Raw genomic sequence first — 19,687 nt, 5'->3', positions numbered from 1 at the left:
GCTCCGTGGCGTCCACCCTCTCGGTCCTGACCGGCAACCGGAGCTTCCGCAACCTCTTCCTGGCCGAACTGGTGGTCTTCGGCGCCGACTGGTTCGTCATGGTGCCGCTGCTGGTGCTGTTACCGCAGCTGACCGGCAGCGGGGTCTGGGGCGCGCTGGTGTTGGCGGTGGACACCGGCATCGTGGCGCTGCTGCTGCCGTACACGGGCACGATCGCCGACCGTTTCGACCGCCGGAAGATCATGATCGCGGCCAACGTGGCCGCGCTGGCCGGCGTGTTGCTGCTGCTCGGCGTGCGCGGCGCCGCCACGGCGTGGCTGGCGCTCGTCGCGATCGGGGTGGTCGCGGTGGCCAAGGCGTTCTATTCGCCGGCCGCGCAGGCCGCGCTGCCCAACGTGCTGGAGCCGCACGAGCTGGCCGCCGGCAACGCGGTCGCCGGCTCGGCCTGGGGCACCATGACCGTCGTCGGTGCCTCGCTCGGTGGCGTCCTCAGCACCGCTGCCGGCCCGTACGTCTGCTTCTGGGTGGCGGCGGTCGGCCTGGCGCTGGCCGCGGCCCTCGCCACCCGGATCCGCCGGCCGTTGCAGGCGCCACGGGACGCCCACCTGCCGGCCCAGCGGACCTGGGCCGCCGTCCGCGAGGCGCTCGGCTACATCGGTCACCGTCCCCGGGTGCTCGCGCTGGTCACGGTGAAGTCGGCGGTGGGCCTGGGCAACGGCGTGCTGACCGTGTTCCCGTTGCTGGCCGGCGTGTACGGCGTCGGCCCGCTCGGCGCCGGCCTGCTCTTCGCGGTGCGTGGGGCCGGTGCGTTGGTGGGGCCGATCCTGATGCGTCGGGTGCTCACCAACCGGGCGTGGTTGCTGCCCGGGCTCGCGCTGTCGATGTCGCTCTACGGGCTGTCCTATCTGGGCACGTCGGTGGTGCGTTGGTTCCCGTTGGTGCTGCTGCTGGTCTTCGTGGCGCACTTCGCCGGCGGCAGCAACTGGGTGATGTCGAACTTCGCCCTGCAGGGCGAGGTTCCGGACCGGTTGCGTGGGCGTGTCTTCGCCACCGACATGATGCTCGCGACGCTGGCGATCTCGGTGAGTCAGCTGGCCGTGGCCCTGGTCGTGGACGTGGTGGACGAACGGGTCGTGCTCGCCGGCTGCGGGCTGATCACCCTCGTCTACGCGGTCGGCTGGCGGATCGCCACCCGGCGGCTCACGCTCAGCGATCCGGTTGCGGAACCGGTCCCGAACCCGGCCGGCTGAAGTCGGCGGTCCCAGGCAGCGGGCAACGGGCCGGTTCGTCGGTGCCGACGCCTAGCATGAGCGCGTGCCGACGAACTTCACCGCCGGGCCGGTCCGTGTCCGGGTCCCCGCGACCAGCGCCAACCTGGGTCCGGGCTTCGACGCGTTGGGTCTCGCCCTCGGGCTCTACGACGACGTGTCCGCCGAGGTCGCGCCGGGCGGGGTCCGGGTGACGGTGACCGGGCAGGGTGCCGGTGAGCTGCCGGACGACGACCGGCACCTGGTGGTGCGGGCCATGCGGGCCGTGTTCGACGTGCTCGACGCCCACCCCGAGGGCCTGAGCGTGGAGTGCGTCAACCGGATCCCGCAGGCGCGCGGGCTGGGCTCCTCGTCCGCCGCGATCGTCGCCGGGGTGCTGCTGGCCCGTGCCCTGGTCACCGACGGGGAGCACCGGCTGGACGACGGGGCCGCGCTCCGGCTGGCCGCCGAGATCGAGGGCCATCCCGACAACGTCGCACCGTGCCTGCTCGGCGGCTTCACGGTGGCCTGGTCCGAGCCGACGGGCGCGCGGGCGGTGTCCCTGCCGGTCGCGGACGGGGTGCTGCCCACCGTCTTCGTCCCGGCGGAGCGCGGGTTGACCGCTGCCGCGCGGGCCGCGTTGCCGGCCACCGTGCCGCACGGCGACGCCGCGTTGACCGCGGGGCGGGCGGCTCTGCTGGTGCACGCGCTCACCGCCGACCCGGGGCTGCTGCTGCCGGCGACCGTCGACCGACTCCACCAGGACTACCGCGCATCCGGGATGCCAGGCACATCGGCGCTGGTCAGAGCGTTACGAGCGGCTGGTGTGGCAGCCGTGGTCAGTGGGGCCGGCCCCACCGTGCTGGCGTTCAGCGAGCCCCCGGAGGGCTTCCCGGTGGGAACAGACTGGGAAATCTGGCAGTTACCGATAGACGTCAGCGGTGCGCGGGTTGCTCGGGGTAGACTTGGACACGCCGAGCGGGGCCCTGTTGCCGCAGGTCGGAAGAGTTGATTACGCTCTAGACCTAGCACAGCCGCGAAGCACGCGATCTCCTGCGAGGCGGCGCACCCCGAAGCTCTCGGCGGTCAGCCCGTCACACCCCTGCCAAAGGCCCACGCCGCACCGCAGATTCCACAGGTCGCCGCAGACGGCGAGACCTGCTCACCGACGTTGGTGAGTCGGGATACCGACCGGCTGCTGTGTCACAGACTCCCGCGACGCGTCCTTGCGAGGCGGGTGCACCGAGGCCGCCCGGCCACCTTAGTTCCGACTCCGGGCAGTCCCGGCCTTTATCGAGGGAAGGAATCCATTGAGCGACACCACCGACGTGACGTCGGATGTTTCCAACGTCGCTGGCGATGCCACCGCCGCCGCTCCCGCCCGTCGTCGGCGTAGCGGCACCGGTCTGTCGGCGATGCTGCTGCCAGAGCTGCAGAGCCTGGCTGCGTCGCTCGGCATCTCCGGCACGGCTCGCATGCGCAAGGGCGAGCTGATCGCCGCGATTTCCGAGCGGCAGGGCGGCAACGCCGCCGGGACCCCTCGACCGCGGGCCGAGGTCGCGGCCGCAGCAGCCCCGACCCGTGAGGGGGTGCGCGCCGAGGTGCGGGAGACCGCCGACCGGCCGGCCGCCGAAGGACGTGGCGCCGAGCCGGCAGCGGCTGAGCCAGCCCCCGAAACCGAGGGCCGTGGTCGCACCCGGCGGAGCCGGGCCGCAGCGGCGGAGACCCGTCCGGCTGAGGCGCGTTCGACCGAGACGGCACGTCCGGCCGAGACGCGTACCGACGAGGCGGAAGCCGGCGACCGGGCCGACCGTGGCGAGAACCGCCGCGAGCGGGCCGAGCGTCCGGAGCGGGCCGAGCGCACTGAGCGGGCCGAGCGCACTGAGCGGGCCGAGCGTCCGGAGCGGGCCGAGCGCACCGAGCGCACCGAGCGGGCCGAGCGCACCGAGCGGGCCGAGCGTCCGGAGCGGGCCGAGCGCACCGAGCGGGCCGAGCGGGCCGAGCGTCCGGAACGGGCCGAGCGCACCGAGCGCGTGGACCGCACCGAGCGCTCCGACCGGGGCGAGCGGGCGGATCGTGCCGAGCGCAACGACCGGGGCGAGCGGGCCGAGCGCGGCGAGCGGAACGAGCGCACGGAGCGCTCCGACCGGGGCGAGCGCAACGACCGCAACGACCGGGGCGACCGGGGCGACCGCAACGACCGTGGTCAGCGTGTCGAGCGTGTCGAGCGGGACAACGACGACGATGACGGCGAGGGCGGCGGCCGGCGTGGCCGGCGCAGCCGTTTCCGGGACCGTCGTCGCGGGCGCGGTGAGCGCACCGAGACCGGCACCGACACCGGTGGGCGTGAGCCGCAGGTCAGCGAGGACGACGTGCTCGTCCCGGTGGCCGGCATCATCGACGTGCTCGACAACTACGCCTTCGTGCGGACCACCGGCTACCTGGCCGGCCCGAACGACGTGTACGTCTCGATGTCCCAGATCAAGAAGTACGGCCTGCGCCGCGGTGACGCGATCACCGGTGCGGTGCGGGCGGCCCGCGAGGGCGGCAACAGCGGCGACCAGCGGCGCGACAAGTACAACCCGCTGATGCGGCTGGACACGATCAACGGGATGGAGCCGGAGGAGGCCCGGCGTCGTCCGGAGTTCTACAAGCTCACTCCGCTCTACCCGCAGGAGCGTCTGCGCCTGGAGACCGAGCCGCACATCCTGACCACCCGGGTCATCGACCTGGTCATGCCGATCGGCAAGGGCCAGCGGGCACTCATCCAGTCGCCGCCGAAGGCGGGTAAGACGATGGTGCTGCAGGCGATCGCGAACGCGATCACCCGCAACAACCCGGAGTGCCACCTGATGGTGGTGCTGGTCGACGAGCGGCCTGAAGAGGTCACCGACATGCAGCGGTCGATCAAGGGCGAGGTCATCGCGGCCACGTTCGACCGTCCGCCGCAGGACCACACCACGGTGGCCGAGCTGGCCATCGAGCGGGCCAAGCGCCTGGTCGAGCTTGGACACGACGTGGTCGTGCTGCTCGACTCGGTGACCCGGCTCGGTCGGTCGTACAACCTGGCGGCTCCGGCCAGCGGCCGGATCATGTCGGGTGGTATCGACTCCACGGCGCTCTACCCGCCGAAGCGCTTCCTCGGCGCGGCCCGCAACATCGAGAACGGCGGGTCGTTGACCATCATCGCCACGGCGCTGGTGGAGACCGGTTCCATGGCGGACACGGTCATCTTCGAGGAGTTCAAGGGCACCGGCAACGCGGAGCTGAAGCTGGACCGGAAGATCGCCGACAAGCGGACCTTCCCGGCCATCGACATCAACCCGTCCGGCACCCGGAAGGAAGAGGTCCTGCTCGCACCCGAGGAGCTGGCCATCATCCACAAGCTCCGGAAGGTGCTGCACTCGCTGGACTCGCAGGCGGCGATGGATCTCCTGCTGGACCGGCTCAAGCAGTCCCGTACCAACATCGAGTTCCTGATGCAGATCGCGAAGTCGACGCCGGGGGAGTAACCAGTCCCGGGTGATCGACGACGAAGGGGCACGGCCGTCCTGGCCGTGCCCCTTCGCGGCTCAGAAGTCGCCGTCGGCCACCTGGAAGACGGTGAGGCCGAGGGCTCGCCACATCTGGACCACCTGGGCACGGTCGTCGAAGACACCGGCCACCCGGTAACGGTCCCGGATCTCCCGGTCGTAGATCTCCCGCTTCACGGCCGAGTCCTTCCGCGAGTCGCCGACGGCGCGCAGGTGCAGGCCGAGGTACGGCACCTGGACGTGCTGGTCCAGCCAGGCCTCGGTGGCCGCTCGGGCGGAGGCGTCCCGCCCGGAGCAGAAGACCACCCCGTATCCGGCGGCGTGCATCGCCCGGACCGCCGCGATCACCGCCGTGTTCGGCGCGTCTTCGCCCACCCGGGTCATGTCGTACGGGCTGCGGGACACGGCCAGCGCGACGGTGCCGTCGATGTCCACCAGGACGATCTCCGGTGGCTCGGTCGACGGCGGGTGCACCACGGCGGGGCGTCCGGTGCGGGCCTGCGGCACCGGCAACGGCAGGGTCCGCCCCTCCAGGTACCGCTCGTGCAGCTGACGGATCGCGTCCGCGCCGACCTGGTCGGCAGGTGGGCGCGCGGCGTCGCGGCGCAGGCACTCGTCAAGTGGCACGTCGGTGAAGTCGTGCACCTCGAAATCAGCGCCGTGCCGGGCGGCCAGGTCGGCCCAGCCCCGCAGGGCCCGCGAGCGCAGGTTGGTGTCGTCCACGCAGACGTCCACCCGGGCGCGCAGCAACGCCTCGACCTGGGACCGCTGTGCGACGGTCACCTGGGCCTCGGCCCACTGGGTGAAGAGCCGCTCGCCGTGCAGCATCCGGCGCAGGTCGTCCCGGTTCACCCGGGCCACGGACGGTTGGAGCGTTCGGGCGAAGGTCGTCTTACCCGAGGCGGGTAGTCCGCGGGTGGCGATCAGGCGGGTCACCGGTATCCCTCCGGCTCGTGGGACGTACCCCCGGCGGGGTACGCGGCGGCGGACCGCCGGGTGGGCGAATGCCCCGCCGGGCGGCGGGAATGCGGGTGGGGTAGCACGTGTTGACGATGCCGGACGAGGTGTGCGGCCCGATTGCCGGGTCGGCTCAGGCCCATGGCACACTGGTCAATCGGCCACCGGTTCCGGTTCACGCCCGAGCCCGTCGTGTACGGCGCGACGAGTGATGACGGCGACCCGGCGACCACCAACGAGAGGACCGAGGCGATGAAGGCAAACATCCACCCGGAGTACGTGACCACCGAGGTCAGCTGCTCCTGTGGCAACACGTTCACGACCCGCAGCACCGCCAAGGGCGGCACGATCCACGCCGAGACCTGCAGCGCCTGCCACCCGTTCTACACCGGTAAGCAGCGCGTTCTCGACACCGCCGGCCGGGTCGCGAAGTTCCAGCAGAAGTACGCCAAGGTTCAGGCCAAGAAGGCCAGGTAACTCCTCGTTCGGCGCCCGCGTCCGGTTTTCCACCGGGCGCGGGCGCCGTCCGCGTTGTGCCCTGTTACGCAGCCGGCGGCCTTCGGCCCGGCCGGCTTCGCACCGTCGAAGGAGCATCCGCAGCATGAGCAGCGAGCGTCTGGCCGCCCTCCTCGACGAGTACGCGACGCTGGAGAAGCGGTTGGCCGATCCGGCCATCCACGCCGACCAGGCCACCGCGCGCAGGGTGGGTCGCCGCTACGCGGAGCTGGTGCCCCTGCACAAGGCCGCTGCCGAGCTGGAGCAGACCCGCGCCGACCTGTCCGCGGCTCGTGAGTTGGCTGCCGAGGACCCGTCCTTCGCGGGCGAGGCGGAGTCCATCGCCGGATCCGTGCCGATGCTGGAGGAGCGCCTCGCCGAGCTGCTCATTCCGCGTGACCCCCACGACGCCAAGGACGTGATCGTCGAGATCAAGGCCGGTGAGGGTGGCGAGGAGTCGGCTCTCTTCGCCGCTGACCTGCTGCGGATGTACACCCGCTACGCCGAGCGGCACGGCTGGATCACCGAGGTGATCGACGCCCAGGATTCCGACCTCGGCGGGGTCAAGGACGTCTCGCTGGCGATCAAGACGAAGGGTGTGCCGGAGGGCGGCAACGGCGTCTGGTCGCGACTCAAGTGGGAGGGCGGTGTGCACCGGGTGCAGCGGGTCCCGGTCACCGAGTCGCAGGGCCGCATCCACACCAGCGCCGCCGGAGTGCTGGTGCTGCCCGAGGCCGAGGACGTCGACGTCACCCTCGACCAGAACGAGCTGCGCATCGACGTGTTCCGTTCGTCCGGCCCGGGTGGTCAGTCGGTGAACACCACCGACTCCGCGGTGCGGATCACCCACCTGCCGACCGGCATCGTCGTCTCCTGCCAGAACGAGAAGTCCCAGTTGCAGAACCGGGAGCAGGCCATGCGAATCCTGCGCGCCCGGCTGCTCGCCGCCGCCCAGGAGCAGGCCGACGCCGCCGCCTCGGACGCCCGCAAGGCGCAGGTGCGCACGGTCGACCGCTCGGAGCGGATCCGCACCTACAACTACCCGCAGAACCGGATCAGCGACCACCGGATCGGCTACACGGCGTACAACCTGGACCTGGCGCTCGCCGGCGACCTGGACGGGGTGCTGGACGCGCTCGCCGAGGCCGACCGCGCCGCCCGGCTCGCCGGCGACACCGAGCTGACCCGCCGCTGACCGCCGCCGCGCCCCGCCGCTGTCCGCCGGGCGATCAGCTCGCGCGGGGACGCGACTTGGCGCGGAGCATGGCCCGGTCGGCCTGCTCGAAGGCGACGCCGAGGGCGTCCCGCAGCCCACCGCCGCCGGAGACCTCCGCGAAGCCGATGCTCACCCCGACCGGGGTCCCCGGCACCAGCGACTCCCAGTCTTCGAGTCGGACGGCGGCCTCGATCCGGCGGGCCACCTCGGCGGCCTCGCGCATGCCGGTGTCCGGCAGCACCACCACGAACTCGTCGCCGCCGTAGCGGGCCACGAAGTCACCCCGGCGCATCACCCGGTTGATCACTCCGGCGATGCGTTGCAGCACCAGGTCACCGGAGTGGTGCCCGTGGCGGGTGTTGACCGCCTTGAAGCCGTCCAGGTCGCAGACACCGATCACCACCCGGTCGCCTCGGGTGACCACGGCGGTGATGTAGCGCTCCAACCGGCGGCGGTTGGGCAGCCCGGTGAGCGGGTCGGTCAACGCCTCGCCCTCGAACCGTGCCGCCTCGCGGCGCATCTCCTCGTGGTCGATCCGGGCGGCGATGCCGTCGATGTAGACGTCGCGCAGCCGATCGTTGCGTTGGGCGGCGAGCCGGAACGCCAGCCGGTCGGCCCGGTGCGCCGCCGCGTGGTCGCCGGCACGGGCCAGCGCGATGCTGCGCAGTCGGGCCGGCTCGGCCGCCCCGAGCGTCTCGTTGGAGACCTGGACGGTGTCCAGTCGGGCGACCGCCTCGATCGGCCGGCCGTCGGCGACGGCGAGGCACACCTGCCCGAGCTGACGCAGGTCGCGAGCGCGGGAGCTGTCCCCACCGTGGCTGATCAGGCGGGCCGGTTCGGCTTTCCCGTCGGTCTCCACCTGGTCGCCGAGCGCGGCCTGCCGGGCCGACGCGTAGCCGTACGCGGCGAGGCTGCTCGGGCGCAGCCGTCCGGCCCGCCCGGAGTCGATGAAGCGGGCCAGGTCGGCGGCCACGTCCCGGAGCACCCGCAGGCAGCCGTCACTGTCGCCGTTGTGGTCCAGTGCCACGGCGTTGCGCAGCCGGATGCCCGGCGCGGCGAACGTCTCCTCGGGGATCCCGGCGGTGAGACCGAGTTGCCGGGCTCGTTCGATGGCCCCCAGGGCGTATCCGTGGAAGCTGAGGTAGCTGTACGCCATGGCCAGGTCGTGCCAGCCCCAGGCGGTGTCCCGGTCCGGGTCCTCGACGGCGCCCAGCGCGCGGGCGGCTCGGACGAGGTGCGTGACCGAACGGTCCAGTGCGCCCTGGTGGTGTGCGGCGAGGGCGGCGAGCGCGTTGAGGTGCCCGTGCAGGTAGGGCTCGGCGAGATCGCGGACGGCCGCCGACGCCTCCTCGATGGCCCGGGTGAACTCCGCCGTCCGACCGAGATTGATCAGGGCGGAGAGGCGCTGCACCATCGCGTCCGCACGCGCCGCCGGATCGGTGGTGGTGCGGATCACACGTTCGAGCAGGACGTACGACTCCGCGGAGCGACTAGCCTCCTGCAGCGCCCGGGCGCGCGTGAGGAAGTCAACCTGGTCATCGACCCGGTCGAGCCACCCCACCCGCCGACCTCCTGTCGTGTGCGCCGCCCGCGCACCCGTTGGTCGCGCTGCCCGCGACGCATCATGATTGTCGCGTGACCACTCTGCCGCAACACCCCCCCGAAGGGACAGGCCCCACCCGCCCGTCCGCCGCGGTGGCTCGGGTGGCCCGCGCGCTCGCCGCCGCCGGGGTCGGCTCGGCCCGGGCGGAGGCGGAGGTGCTGGCCGCGTACGTGCTGGGGGTCTCCCGAGGCCGGCTGGCTCTCGCCGACGACCTGAACGAGGAGCAGTTGGCGCGGCTCGACGAGCTGACGCGCCATCGGGCCGCGCGGGTGCCGTTGCAGCATCTGACCGGCCGGGCCGGGTTCCGGCACCTCGACCTGTCGGTCGGGCCGGGTGTGTTCGTGCCCCGGCCGGAGACCGAGCTGCTGGCCGGCTGGGGTGTCGAGCAGGCCCGGGGCCGCACCGACCCGGTGGTGGTCGACCTCTGCAGCGGCTCGGGGGCGATCGCGCTGGCGGTGGCGCAGGAGGTGCCGGGTGCGCGGGTGATCGCGGTGGAGCGGTCCCCGCGGGCGCTGGCCTGGTTGCGGCGCAACGCGGCGGAGCGGGCCGCGTCGGGAGACCGGCCGATCGAGGTGGTCGAGGCGGACGTGACCGCGCCGGACCTGCTGGCGTCCCTGGTGGGCTCGGTGGACGTGCTGCTCTGCAACCCGCCGTACGTGCCGGACGACGTGGTGGTCCCGCCGGAGGTGGCCGGGCACGACCCCGCGGAGGCGGTCTTCGGCGGCGCGGACGGCCTGGCGGTGATCCGGCCGGTCGTCAGCCGTGCGGCGGTGCTGCTGCGCGCGGGCGGCGTGCTCGGGGTGGAGCACGACGACACCCACGGCGCGGCGGTTCCCGCGCTGCTTGCCGGCGACGGTGGCTTCACCGCTGTCACGGCGCATCTGGACCTCACCGGACGTCCCCGTTACGCCACCGCGTCCCGACGGGCGGACGGCCAGCACGCCCCGATCGGGGCGGCGTGGCAGACTGACTCCTCGTGATGCTTTACGACTGCCGATCGCCCGCCGATCGGGACCGCGGCATCGCTGCGGCCATCGAGGCGGTCAAGAACGGCGAGCTTGTCGTCCTCCCGACGGACACCGTCTACGGGATCGGCGCGGACGCGTTCACCCCGTACGCGGTCAAGGCCCTGCTGGATGCCAAGGGCCGGGGTCGGCAGATGCCGCCGCCGGTGCTGATCGGCTCGCGGCACACCCTGGACGGGTTGGTCTTCTCGCTGCCCACCGCAGCCCGGGACCTGGTGGAGGCGTTCTGGCCGGGTGCGCTGACGATCGTGGTCGAGCACTCGCCGAGCCTCCAGTGGGACCTGGGCGACAAGACCGGCACGGTGGCGGTGCGGATGCCGCTGCACCCGGTGGCGCTCGAGGTGCTGCGGGAGACCGGCCCGATGGCGGTCTCGTCGGCCAACAAGACCGGCCAGCCCGCCGCGGTGACCGCCGAGGAGGCACGGGACCAGCTCAGCTACTCGGTGCGGGCCTACCTGGAGGCCGGGCCGTGCCCGGATCCGGTGCCCAGCACGATCGTGGATCTGACCGGTGAGGTGCCGCAACTGCTGCGGGCCGGGGCGATCCCGTTGGAGAAGCTGCGCGACGTCGTTCCGGACCTCGTCGACGGTCGGGGGGTCTGAGTGCCCCCGTTCACGGTCCTGCACGTCTGCATGGGCAACATCTGCCGCTCCCCGATGGCGGAGCGGCTGCTCGCTCTGGCGGTGCGGGAGCGGTTGACGCGGCGTGCGCAGGACCCGGCCCAGGCCGATAATTTGCTGCACAGCCACAGCGCCGGCACGGGTGGTTGGCACGCGGGCGAGGAGATGAATCCGCCGGCGGCCCGGCAGGTCACCGGCCGTGGTGGGGACGTCGAGGGGTTCGCCGCGCGCAAGCTGCGGTCGGACCACATCGACGCCGCCGACCTGGTGCTGACCGCCACCGCCGACCAGCAGGAGTACGTGGTGGCGTTGCGGCCGGACGCGGCGGCCCGCACGTTCGTGCTGGGTGAGTTCGGTCGGCTGCTGGCCGCGGTGGACGCCGCCGCGTTGCCGCCGGGTGACGCGACCCCGGAGGCCGTGTACGCCCGGGGGGTGGCCCTGGTGGCAGCGGCCCACGACGCCCGGTTGGGCGCCTCGGCGTTGACGACGGACGATCTGGACGACCCGTGGGGCCGTGGTGACCAGTGCTTCAGCCGGGTCGCCGACGAGATCGAGGAGACGGTTCACCCGCTGGCCGGCGCGCTGCTGCCCTGATTGGGCGCGGTGCGAGTTTCCTCCGGGTTTGGGGAAAACCCGGGGCGAAAGCGGCGTTCCGGGTCATTCTGAACGGGTCCTAGCGTGACCGGCTCCTGCGGGGAGAGCTGATGATCCGGGCCCATCTCGACAAACTGCTGACCGTGGTGATCGCTGGAGTGCTGGCCGGGTTGGTGCTGGCCGCAGCCGCCCTGCCGGTGGCCCTGGTGTTCGGGATCGGCTTCAGCGCCCTGTCCACGCCGTACTCGGAGCTACCGAACACACTTCGTACGCCGCCCACCGCCCAGCGCTCCAACCTCTACGCCAACGACGGCACCACCCTGATCACCTCCTTCTACCAGGAGGACCGGGTGGACGTGCCGCTGCGTGAGGTGGCCCCGGTGATGCGCCAGGCGATCGTGGCCGCCGAGGACGTCCGGTTCTACCAGCACAGCGGAGTGGACCTGCGGGGCGTGGTGCGCGCCTTCACCGTCAACAAGCGGGACGGGCAGACCCGGCAGGGCGCCTCCACGTTGACCATGCAGTACGTCCGCAACGTGCTCAGCAGCGATCCCCGGCTGACCGAGGCGCAGCGGGTGGCCGCCACCGAGGTCAGCACCGCCCGCAAGCTCCAGGAGATGCGTTACGCGCTCGCGCTGGAACGCGAGCTCGACAAGGAGGAGATCCTCACCCGCTACCTCAACATCGCCTACTTCGGCGCCGGGGCGTACGGCGTCGCGGCGGCCAGCAAGCGCTACTTCTCCCGGTCCCCGGCCGAGTTGACCCTGGCCCAGGCGGCGCTGCTGGCCGGCCTGGTCCGGTCGCCGGACAGCGACGATCCGATCAACGGCGACGCCGACAGCGCGATGGCGCGGCGGTCGTACGTGTTGGAGCGGCTGGTGGAGTCGGGGCAGGTGCCGGCGGACGCGGCGGCGGCGGCGCGGGCCGAGCCCTTGCAGCTACGGCCGAGCGAGACGCCCAACGACTGCACCGGGGTGCCCGAGGCGCACAACGACTGGGGCTTCTTCTGCGACTGGTTCACCCGCTGGTGGAGCAGCCAGTCCGCGTTCGGCGCGTCCGCCGACGAGCGGCAACGCGCGCTGCGCCGGGGTGGGTTCTCGATCGTGTCGTCGCTGGACCCGGGGGTGCAGCGGGCCACCACCGAGCAGGTGCTGAAGATCTATCAGCCGTCGGCGGCCGAGGCGGTGCCGACCGCGGTGGTGCAACCGGGCACGGGACGGGTGCTGGCGATGTCGGTGAACCGCACCTACAGCGTGCGGGACAACCCCGTCGGGCAGAAGAACCGCCCGAACACGGTCAACCAGTTGATCGGCGGCGGCGGTGCGATCGAGGGGTACCAGGGCGGGTCGACGTTCAAACTCTTCACGATGCTTGCCGCGCTGGAGGCGGGCCTGCCGCTGTCGACCGACTTCGTGGCGCCCACCCAGTTGCTCACCCGCTTCCCGGCGACCGGGGAGGCGAGCTGTGCCGGCCGCTGGTGTCCTTCGAACGCCAGCCCATCCTCGATGGATGGCCCCCGCACCATGTGGACCGGGTTCGGTCGGTCGGTGAACACGTACTTCGCCTGGCTGACCGAGAAGGTCGGCGCCGACCGGGTGGTGGAGATGGCCGAGCGACTCGGCATCGTGCTGCGGGCCGACGCCGACGCCCGACTGGCCCGCTACGACGCGAAGGACTGGGGTGCGTTCACCCTGGGCGTCGCCGCGACCACGCCGCTGGACCTGGCCACCGCGTACGCCACGGTGGCGGCCGAGGGGACCTGGTGCGCGCCGCTGCCGGTGGTGTCGATCACCGACGCGGGTGGCCGCCCGGTCGACGCCGCCAAGCCGGACTGCCGGCAGGTGCTCGACGTCGACGTTGCGCGGGCGGCCACCGACGCGGCTCGCTGCCCGGTCGGCGACCAGTCGATGTACGGGCGCTGCGACGGTGCCACCGCAGCCGGCCTGCGGGCGCGGCTCGGCCGGCCGGTCGCGGGCAAGACCGGCAGCTCAGAGCATTACGAGACGGAGACGGTCGTCGCGTTCACCCCGCAGATCGCGGTCGCCTCGATGGCGGCGAACCCGGACGATCCCCGGGACGCGGTCGGTCAGGCCGTGCAGGCCCGGATGGTCGACGCGGTCGGCGAGGTGCTCTCCACCGCCCTGCGCGGTCAACCGGTCCGCGACTTCGTCCCGCCGAGCGAACGAACCGCCTTCCAGCTCACCGGAGCCCGCACCGGCAACTGAGACCTGCGGGGATCAGGGGGTCTGTTCGGCGTTGCGGGCGATGTTGCGGGCCATGCCGCCGAAGACCACCGCGTGGAACGGGGCCACCGACTTCCAGTAGGCGTGCCCCGGCAGGCCGCGCGGCAGGAAGACGGCACGTTGCTGGTAGCGGCTGCGGCCGCCGTCGGTGGGGAGCACCCGCATCTCCAGCCAGGCCCGGCCGGGCAGCCGCATCTCCGCGCGCAGTCGCAGCAACTCGCCCGGGACGATCTCCTCGACCCGCCAGAAGTCCAACGCCTCACCGACCTGGAGGCGGTGTGGGTCGCGTCGGCCCCGACGGAGGCCGACCCCGCCGACCAGGCGGTCCAACCAGCCGCGCACCGACCAGGCGAGCGGGAACGAGTACCAGCCGTGTTCGCCGCCGACGCCCTCGACCACCCGCCAGAGCGCCGCTGGTGGCGCGTCCACCGTCCGCTCCCGGACGTCGGTGTAGGCGGTGCCACCGGACCACACCGGGTCGGTGGGCAGTGGCTCGGCGGGCGCGTCCGGGCCGCTCGCGTTCGACCAGCGGGTCTCCACCTGGGCGTCGCGCACCTTGGCCAGCGCCAGCGCCACCGCGTCGTCGAAGCCGGTCAACCCGCCCGGCGGGTCGGGAACGTAGCGGGCGATGTCGTGTTCGTCCGCGACCGCCTCCTGGATCAGGCTCTCCACCAGCGGGCGGGCGATGGCATTCGGCACCGGGGTGATCAGGCCGACCCAGTGCGAGGAGAGCGCCGGGGTGAGCGCCCGGACCGGCACGATGATCCGCCGGCGCAGCCCGGCCACCCGCGCGTAGCGCTGCATCATCTCGCGGAACGTGAGCACGTCCGGTCCGCCGATGTCGAAGCCCCGGTTGACCTCCGGCGGTAGCGCGCTGGAGCCCACCAGGTAGTTCAGCACGTCGCGGACGGCGATCGGCTGGATCCGGTTACGCACCCAACGCGGGGTGATCATGGCGGGCAGTCGCTCGGTCAGGTAGCGCAGCATCTCGAACGACGCCGAGCCGGATCCGATGATCACCGCGGCCCGGAGCACCGCCGTGGGCACCCCGCTGGCCAGCAGGATCCGGCCCACCTCGGCCCGGGAGCGCAGGTGCGGCGAGGGGACCGCACCGGTCTCCGGCAGCGGACCGCCCAGATAGACGATCCGGCGTACGCCGGCCGCCCGGGCCGCCGCCGCGAAGTTCGTCGCCGCCGTCCGGTCGACGGCCTCGAAGTCGGGCCGGCCGAGGGAGTGCACCAGGAAGTAGGCGACGTCCACGTCGGCGAAGGCGGCGGGCAACGTGTCCGGCCGGCTCAGGTCCCCTTCGACGATCTCGGCCGCCGAGGCCCAGGGCACGTCGCGCAGTCGGACCGCCTTGCGGGCCAGGCACCGCACGGTGTGTCCCTCGGCGAGCAGCAGTGGCGTCAGCCGCCCGCCGATGTATCCGGTCGCTCCGGTGACGAGGCATCTCACGAGGTCCAGTCTGCGGCCCCCTAGACTCGTTCGCTGTGGAGACCGAGACGAGCACCTTCTGGGGACCGGATTTCGCCCAGCTCAGGGCCACCGACCCGGAGATCGCCGGGGTGGTCCTCGGCGAGCTGGACCGGCTGCGGGGTGGCCTGCAGCTCATCGCCAGCGAAAACCTGACCTCGCCGGCGGTGCTGGCCGCGCTCGGCTCGACGCTCACCAACAAGTACGCCGAGGGCTACCCGGGCCGGCGCTACTACGGGGGCTGCGCCGAGGTGGACCGGGCCGAGGAGATCGGCATCGCCCGGGCCAAGGAGCTCTTCGGGGCCGAGCACGCCAACCTTCAGCCACACTCCGGGGCGAGCGCCAACCTGGCCGCGTACGCCGCGCTGGTCCAGCCGGGGGACACCGTGCTGGCGATGGACCTGCCGCACGGTGGGCACCTCACCCACGGCAGCCGGGTGAACTTCTCCGGCAAGTGGTTCCACCCGGTCGGCTACCCGGTCCGGCCGGACACCGAGCTGATCGACTACGACGAGGTACGGGACCTGGCCCGTGCGCACCGACCCAAGCTGATCATCTGTGGTGCCACCGCGTACCCCCGGCTGATCGACTTCGCCCGGTTCCGGGAGATCGCCGACGAGGTCGGCGCGTACCTGATGGTGGACGCCGCGCACTTCATCGGCCTGGTCGCCGGTCGGGCGATCCCGTCCCCGGTGCCGTACGCGGACGTCGTCTGCGCCACCACCCACAAGGTGCTGCGCGGCCCGCGCGGCGGCCTGATCCTCTGCCGTGAGTCGCTGGCGCAGCGGATCGACAAGGCGGTCTTCCCGTTCACCCAGGGCGGTCCGCTGATGCACGCGGTCGCGGCCAAGGCGGTCGCGCTGCGCGAGGCCGCCCAGCCGGAGTTCCAGACGTACGCCCGGCAGGTGGTCAGCAACGCCCAGGCGCTCGCGGCCGGGCTGGCCGACGAGGGGATGCGTCCGGTGTCCGGCGGCACCGACACCCACCTCGCCCTGATCGACCTGCGCGAGGTGGGGGTGACCGGCGCCGAGGCCGAGCGACGCTGCGACGCCGCGTCGATCACCCTGAACAAGAACGCCATCCCGTACGACCCGCAGCCGCCGATGGTGGCCTCCGGTCTGCGGGTGGGCACCCCGAGCGTCACCACCCAGGGCATGCGGGAGGGTGACCTGCGGCAGGTGGCCACCCTGATCGCCCGAGCGGTGCGCACCGATCCCGGCGCCCCGGGCGGGGCCGACGAGTTGACCCGGATCGGTGCCGAGGTGGCCGAGTTGGTCGCGGCGTTTCCGGCGTACCCCCGTGGCTGAGCCCGGGGTGGTCGCGCCGGACAGCGACCGGCGGTGGCGGCTGCGGCACCTGCCCGTCCTGTTGGCCGCGTCGGCGGCGCTGGCCGTGCTCGCCGCGGTGGTGGGCGGGGTGACCGGCGGTGGGACGGCCGCGCTCGGCGCGGCGGCCGGCGTGGGTGTCACGGTGCTCAGCTACACCCTCACCACAGTGGTGTTGGCGCGGGCCGACCAGGTCAACCCGCAGTTGCTGTTGCCGCTCGGCCTGGGCCTGTACGTGGTGAAGTTCAGCCTATTGGGTGCGGTGCTGGTGGCGGTGGCGTCGACCGGTTGGGCCGGTTTGATCCCTCTGTGCCTTGGCATCGTCGCCGGGGTGGCAGTGTGGACAGCGGTGCACCTCTGGTGGCTGACCACGGTGCACGCTCGTCGGCCGCACGGCTGACCTGGCGGTCGCGTCCCAACCAGCGGACGCGCCGCAATGTGTCGGCCTCCGGTCATTTTCCGACGGGCGGAAGGGGAGTAGCGTGCCCACAGACGACGGCGCCCACGAGAAGCCCACACAACGATGGTTGTGCGGGGGGTGAGGCACAGCCTCGTCTTCCCGGCTGATATCGTTCGCCCCGTCATGGCTGATGACCAAACCCCCCGTCCCCCCGGGCAACCGGACGACTATCCGTCCGGTGCCGGTCAGGGCTGGACCGCACTGAGTTACCTCATCGGAGGCATGCTCGTGTGGGGTTTCATCGGCTGGCTGGTCGACCAGTGGCTCGACACCGGTGGCGTCGCCACCGGGATCGGCTTCGTGCTCGGCATGGCCGGGGGAGTCATCCTGGTCATCCGCCGACTCGGCACGCCTACTTAGGAAGGGACGCGGTGTTCGGACAGGCGAACGTCCTGGCAGCGGGCCAGGCAGAATTCCCACCTAGCAAGGAGGACTTCTACCTGCCCAGCATCCTGCCCTGGGGTGCGCACGACTCCTACTGGTTCACCAAGTTCACGTTGATGGTCTGGATCGCCGTCGGCGTTCTGATCATCTTCTTCCTGGCGACCTATCGGAACCCGAAGCTGGTGCCGACCAAGAAGCAGTGGTTCGCCGAGTCGATCTACGGCTTCGTGCGCAACAACATCTCGGTCGACATGATCGGTCACCAGGGTGTGCGGTTCGCGCCGTACTTCACGACGCTGTTCTGCTTCGTGCTGGTGACCAACGCGTTCGCGATCATTCCGTTCTTCCAGATCTCGCCGAACTCGCACATCGCCTTCCCGGCGATCCTCGCGGTGATCAGCTACGTGCTGTTCAACTACATCGGCATCCGGCACCACGGCTTCGCCAAATACTTCAAGCACGCCCTGATCCCACCGGCACCGTGGTACATCCTGCCGCTGCTGATCCCGATCGAGGCGTTCTCGACCTTCATCATCCGGCCTTTCTCGCTGGCCGTTCGTCTCTTCGCGAACATGTTCGCCGGCCACATGCTCCTGCTGGTCTTCACGCTCGGCGGCTTCGCGATGATCAACGCCAACGCCTGGCTGGCACCGATCTCGGCGGTGTCCTGGGTGATGACCGTGGCGCTGACCCTTCTCGAAGCGCTGGTCATCGTCCTACAGGCCTACGTCTTCACGGTGCTGAGCGCCAGCTACATCCAGGGCGCGCTCGCCGAAGAGCACTGATCCACGCACCATCCGTTGTCGTCCCGCGTGAGAGACACGCGTGATAACCAGGAGGAACCACTAATGGATTACGTCGCCGCCGCAGAAGGTGTCGTTGGCAGCACCGCAGCCATCGGCTACGGCCTCGCGGCCATCGGCCCGGGCATCGGCGTTGGTCTGGTCTTCGCCGCCTACATCCAGTCGACCGCCCGCCAGCCCGAGTCGTCGCGGATGACCCTGCCGTACGTCTGGATCGGCTTCGCCGTCATCGAGGCGCTCGCGCTGTTCGGCATCGCCTTCGGCTTCATCTGGCAGGGAGAGCTCTAATCCGCTCGTCGACCGGGAGGTCACCCATGTACTTCCTCGCCGCTGAGGGTGGTGAGTCAGACCACAACCCGATCATCCCCATTCCCGAGGAGATCGTGGTCGGGATTGTCGCCTTCGCCGTGCTCTGCTTCGTACTGATCAAGTTCGTCTTCCCCCGTATGGAGCAGACGTTCCAGGCCCGGGTCGACGCGATCGAGGGCGGCATCAAGCGCGCCGAGGCCGCTCAGGCCGAGGCGAACCAGCTGCTCGAGCAGTACCGTGCCCAGCTCGCTGAGGCCCGCACCGACGCCGCCAAGATCCGTGACGACGCGCGGGCCGACGCCGAGGGGATCCGACAGGACATCCTCGCCAAGGCGCGGGAAGAGTCCGACCGGGTCATCCAGGCGGGCAAGGACGCACTCGCCGCCGAGCGGGCCACCATCGTGCGCGAGCTGCGCGCGGAGGTCGGCACGATCGCGGTGGACCTGGCCAGCAAGATCGTTGGCGAGTCGCTGGCCGACGAGGCGCGACGCAAGGGCACCGTCGACCGGTTCCTGAGCGGCCTCGAGAGCACGGGGGCCCGCTGATGCAGGCCGCCAGCCGGGAGTCGTACAAGGTCGCGGCCGAGCGCCTCGACGCGTACGTCCGCGGCGCGGAGCCGTCGGCGGTGGCCTCCACCGCCGACGCCATCCTCTCCGTGGCGACCCTGCTGCGGCGTGAGCCGCGGCTGCGTCGGGCACTGTCCGAGCCGGCTCGTTCCGGTGACGACCGCGGTGCCCTGCTCGGCGACATGCTGGGCGGGCGGATCGGCGCCGACGCGCTCGACCTGCTCGTGGCGTTGGTCTCCGGCCGCTGGTCGGCACCGTCGGAGTTGCTCGACGGCACCGAGCGCCTCGGCGTGGAGGCGCTGCTCGCCAGCGCCGACAAGGCCGGCGAGCTGGGCGAGGTCGAGGACGAGCTGTTCCGCTTCGGCCAGGTCGTGGCCGGTCAGTCGGCGCTGAGCAACACGCTGGCCGACCCGGTCGCCCCGGTCGAGCAGCGGGCCACCCTGGCCCGGGAGCTGCTCGCCGACAAGGCCCGCCCGGTCACCGTCCGCCTCGTCGAGGTGGCGCTCGGCGGGTTCGGGGGGCGCTCCTTCACCGGCGCGCTGACCCGGCTGGTGGAACTCGCCGCCGAGCGACGCGACCGGCAGGTGGCGTACGTGACCGTCGCGGCCCCGTTGAGTGACGACGACGAACGCCGGCTGGGTGCGAGCCTCACCGCGATATACGGTCGGGAGGTCTCCGTCAAGCAGACGGTCGACCCGCACGTCCTGGGTGGCGTGAGCGTGCGGGTCGGTTCCGACCTGTACGACGGCACCATCCTGCGCCGCCTCAACGAGACCCGCAACGCGCTCGCGAAGCGCTGAACGGCTCAGCCGCCCAGCGGCTGAGTGGCCTCCG

The 19,687-nt window shown here is 72.0% G+C and carries 19 protein-coding genes; 16 read left to right on the top strand and 3 right to left on the bottom strand.

The genetic code is table 11. From position 1 onward, the window contains the following. The first annotated feature begins 5 nt into the window (after positions 1-5). The 3 genes from AB0O48_RS01125 (at position 6) to rho (ending at position 4,759) form a co-directional block, all read left to right on the top strand. Positions 6-1,250: an MFS transporter gene (locus tag AB0O48_RS01125; RefSeq protein WP_357246410.1), complete on the top strand. Its 1,245-nt coding sequence runs from the start codon at positions 6-8 to the stop codon at positions 1,248-1,250. A gap of 64 nt (positions 1,251-1,314) precedes the next feature. After that, the gene (thrB, locus tag AB0O48_RS01120) at positions 1,315-2,259 is read left to right on the top strand and encodes a homoserine kinase (protein WP_357571800.1); all 945 of its coding nucleotides are present in this window, start codon (positions 1,315-1,317) and stop codon (positions 2,257-2,259) included. A gap of 298 nt (positions 2,260-2,557) precedes the next feature. Then, on the top strand, positions 2,558-4,759 hold the full coding sequence (rho, locus tag AB0O48_RS01115; protein WP_365062300.1) for a transcription termination factor Rho: 2,202 nt from the start codon (positions 2,558-2,560) through the stop codon (positions 4,757-4,759). Positions 4,760-4,819: 60 nt separating this feature from the next. On the opposite strand, the gene AB0O48_RS01110 is transcribed toward rho, so the two are convergent. Then, positions 4,820-5,716, bottom strand: coding sequence for an AAA family ATPase (locus AB0O48_RS01110; RefSeq protein WP_357571798.1), 897 nt, complete (start codon positions 5,714-5,716; stop codon positions 4,820-4,822). A 273-nt stretch (positions 5,717-5,989) separates the two neighbouring features. On the opposite strand from AB0O48_RS01110, the gene rpmE reads away from it, so the two are divergent. Together rpmE and prfA are read left to right on the top strand one after the other, a co-directional pair. Next, positions 5,990-6,214, top strand: coding sequence for a 50S ribosomal protein L31 (gene rpmE / locus AB0O48_RS01105; protein ID WP_365063228.1), 225 nt, complete (start codon positions 5,990-5,992; stop codon positions 6,212-6,214). A 124-nt stretch (positions 6,215-6,338) separates the two neighbouring features. Further along, on the top strand, positions 6,339-7,427 hold the full coding sequence (gene prfA, locus AB0O48_RS01100; protein ID WP_357246399.1) for a peptide chain release factor 1: 1,089 nt from the start codon (positions 6,339-6,341) through the stop codon (positions 7,425-7,427). A gap of 34 nt (positions 7,428-7,461) precedes the next feature. Here prfA and AB0O48_RS01095 read toward each other — a convergent pair whose 3' ends face one another. Beyond that, complete coding sequence (locus AB0O48_RS01095; RefSeq protein ID WP_357246397.1) at positions 7,462-9,009, bottom strand: GGDEF domain-containing protein; 1,548 nt, start codon at positions 9,007-9,009, stop codon at positions 7,462-7,464. A 74-nt stretch (positions 9,010-9,083) separates the two neighbouring features. Between AB0O48_RS01095 and prmC the strand changes: the two genes are divergently transcribed. From prmC to AB0O48_RS01075, 4 genes are all read left to right on the top strand, one after another. Next, positions 9,084-10,031 carry a peptide chain release factor N(5)-glutamine methyltransferase gene (gene prmC, locus AB0O48_RS01090; protein ID WP_365062297.1) on the top strand — a complete coding sequence of 316 codons (948 nt, stop codon included), beginning with the start codon at positions 9,084-9,086 and terminating at the stop codon, positions 10,029-10,031. Beyond that, complete coding sequence (locus AB0O48_RS01085; RefSeq protein ID WP_204945979.1) at positions 10,031-10,678, top strand: L-threonylcarbamoyladenylate synthase; 648 nt, start codon at positions 10,031-10,033, stop codon at positions 10,676-10,678. The genes prmC and AB0O48_RS01085 overlap by 1 nt, the downstream gene beginning before the upstream one ends. Further along, positions 10,679-11,290, top strand: a complete 612-nt coding sequence (locus tag AB0O48_RS01080; protein WP_357571797.1) for a phosphotyrosine protein phosphatase — start codon at positions 10,679-10,681, stop codon at positions 11,288-11,290. It begins immediately after the preceding gene. 110 nt (positions 11,291-11,400) lie between these two features. Next, entirely contained in the window at positions 11,401-13,515 is a 2,115-nt protein-coding gene (locus AB0O48_RS01075) for a transglycosylase domain-containing protein (protein WP_357246388.1), read from the top strand. A gap of 12 nt (positions 13,516-13,527) precedes the next feature. On the opposite strand, the gene AB0O48_RS01070 is transcribed toward AB0O48_RS01075, so the two are convergent. Further along, positions 13,528-14,988: an SDR family oxidoreductase gene (locus AB0O48_RS01070; protein ID WP_357246385.1), complete on the bottom strand. Its 1,461-nt coding sequence runs from the start codon at positions 14,986-14,988 to the stop codon at positions 13,528-13,530. Positions 14,989-15,023: 35 nt separating this feature from the next. Here AB0O48_RS01070 and glyA point away from each other — a divergent pair, with 35 nt between their 5' ends. From glyA to AB0O48_RS01035, 7 genes are all read left to right on the top strand, one after another. Then, positions 15,024-16,313 (top strand): serine hydroxymethyltransferase, encoded by a 1,290-nt coding sequence (gene glyA, locus AB0O48_RS01065; RefSeq protein ID WP_365062293.1) that lies wholly within the window; start codon positions 15,024-15,026, stop codon positions 16,311-16,313. After that, positions 16,306-16,731 (top strand): hypothetical protein, encoded by a 426-nt coding sequence (locus AB0O48_RS01060; protein WP_357246379.1) that lies wholly within the window; start codon positions 16,306-16,308, stop codon positions 16,729-16,731. The genes glyA and AB0O48_RS01060 overlap by 8 nt, the downstream gene beginning before the upstream one ends. Before the next feature lie 183 nt (positions 16,732-16,914). Then, positions 16,915-17,151 (top strand): hypothetical protein, encoded by a 237-nt coding sequence (locus AB0O48_RS01055; protein WP_357246376.1) that lies wholly within the window; start codon positions 16,915-16,917, stop codon positions 17,149-17,151. Between the two features lie 11 nt (positions 17,152-17,162). Continuing rightward, entirely contained in the window at positions 17,163-17,960 is a 798-nt protein-coding gene (gene atpB, locus AB0O48_RS01050) for a F0F1 ATP synthase subunit A (protein WP_357246373.1), read from the top strand. Positions 17,961-18,023: 63 nt separating this feature from the next. Next, positions 18,024-18,266: an ATP synthase F0 subunit C gene (locus AB0O48_RS01045; RefSeq protein WP_357246371.1), complete on the top strand. Its 243-nt coding sequence runs from the start codon at positions 18,024-18,026 to the stop codon at positions 18,264-18,266. Between the two features lie 26 nt (positions 18,267-18,292). After that, the gene (locus tag AB0O48_RS01040) at positions 18,293-18,832 is read left to right on the top strand and encodes a F0F1 ATP synthase subunit B (RefSeq protein ID WP_357246368.1); all 540 of its coding nucleotides are present in this window, start codon (positions 18,293-18,295) and stop codon (positions 18,830-18,832) included. Beyond that, positions 18,832-19,653: a F0F1 ATP synthase subunit delta gene (locus AB0O48_RS01035; protein ID WP_357571794.1), complete on the top strand. Its 822-nt coding sequence runs from the start codon at positions 18,832-18,834 to the stop codon at positions 19,651-19,653. Before AB0O48_RS01040 ends, AB0O48_RS01035 begins: the two co-directional genes overlap by 1 nt. Positions 19,654-19,687: the final 34 nt, after the last annotated feature.

Source organism: Micromonospora sp. NPDC085948 (assembly GCF_040686315.1).
In the GTDB taxonomy this organism is placed as follows: Bacteria; Actinomycetota; Actinomycetes; order Mycobacteriales; family Micromonosporaceae; genus Micromonospora.
This window is presented reverse-complemented; position numbering and strand designations above follow the sequence as displayed.

What these genes read in the sequence shown, in the direction of transcription:
- prfA (WP_357246399.1), top strand. Translation starts at nt 6,339, where the DNA reads ATGAGCAGCGAGCGTCTGGCCGCCCTCCTCGACGAGTACGCGACGCTG.
- AB0O48_RS01055 (WP_357246376.1), top strand. Translation starts at nt 16,915, where the DNA reads ATGGCTGATGACCAAACCCCCCGTCCCCCCGGGCAACCGGACGACTAT.
- AB0O48_RS01035 (WP_357571794.1), top strand. Translation starts at nt 18,832, where the DNA reads ATGCAGGCCGCCAGCCGGGAGTCGTACAAGGTCGCGGCCGAGCGCCTC.
- rpmE (WP_365063228.1), top strand. Translation starts at nt 5,990, where the DNA reads ATGAAGGCAAACATCCACCCGGAGTACGTGACCACCGAGGTCAGCTGC.
- AB0O48_RS01040 (WP_357246368.1), top strand. Translation starts at nt 18,293, where the DNA reads ATGTACTTCCTCGCCGCTGAGGGTGGTGAGTCAGACCACAACCCGATC.
- AB0O48_RS01045 (WP_357246371.1), top strand. Translation starts at nt 18,024, where the DNA reads ATGGATTACGTCGCCGCCGCAGAAGGTGTCGTTGGCAGCACCGCAGCC.
- AB0O48_RS01085 (WP_204945979.1), top strand. Translation starts at nt 10,031, where the DNA reads ATGCTTTACGACTGCCGATCGCCCGCCGATCGGGACCGCGGCATCGCT.
- AB0O48_RS01075 (WP_357246388.1), top strand. Translation starts at nt 11,401, where the DNA reads ATGATCCGGGCCCATCTCGACAAACTGCTGACCGTGGTGATCGCTGGA.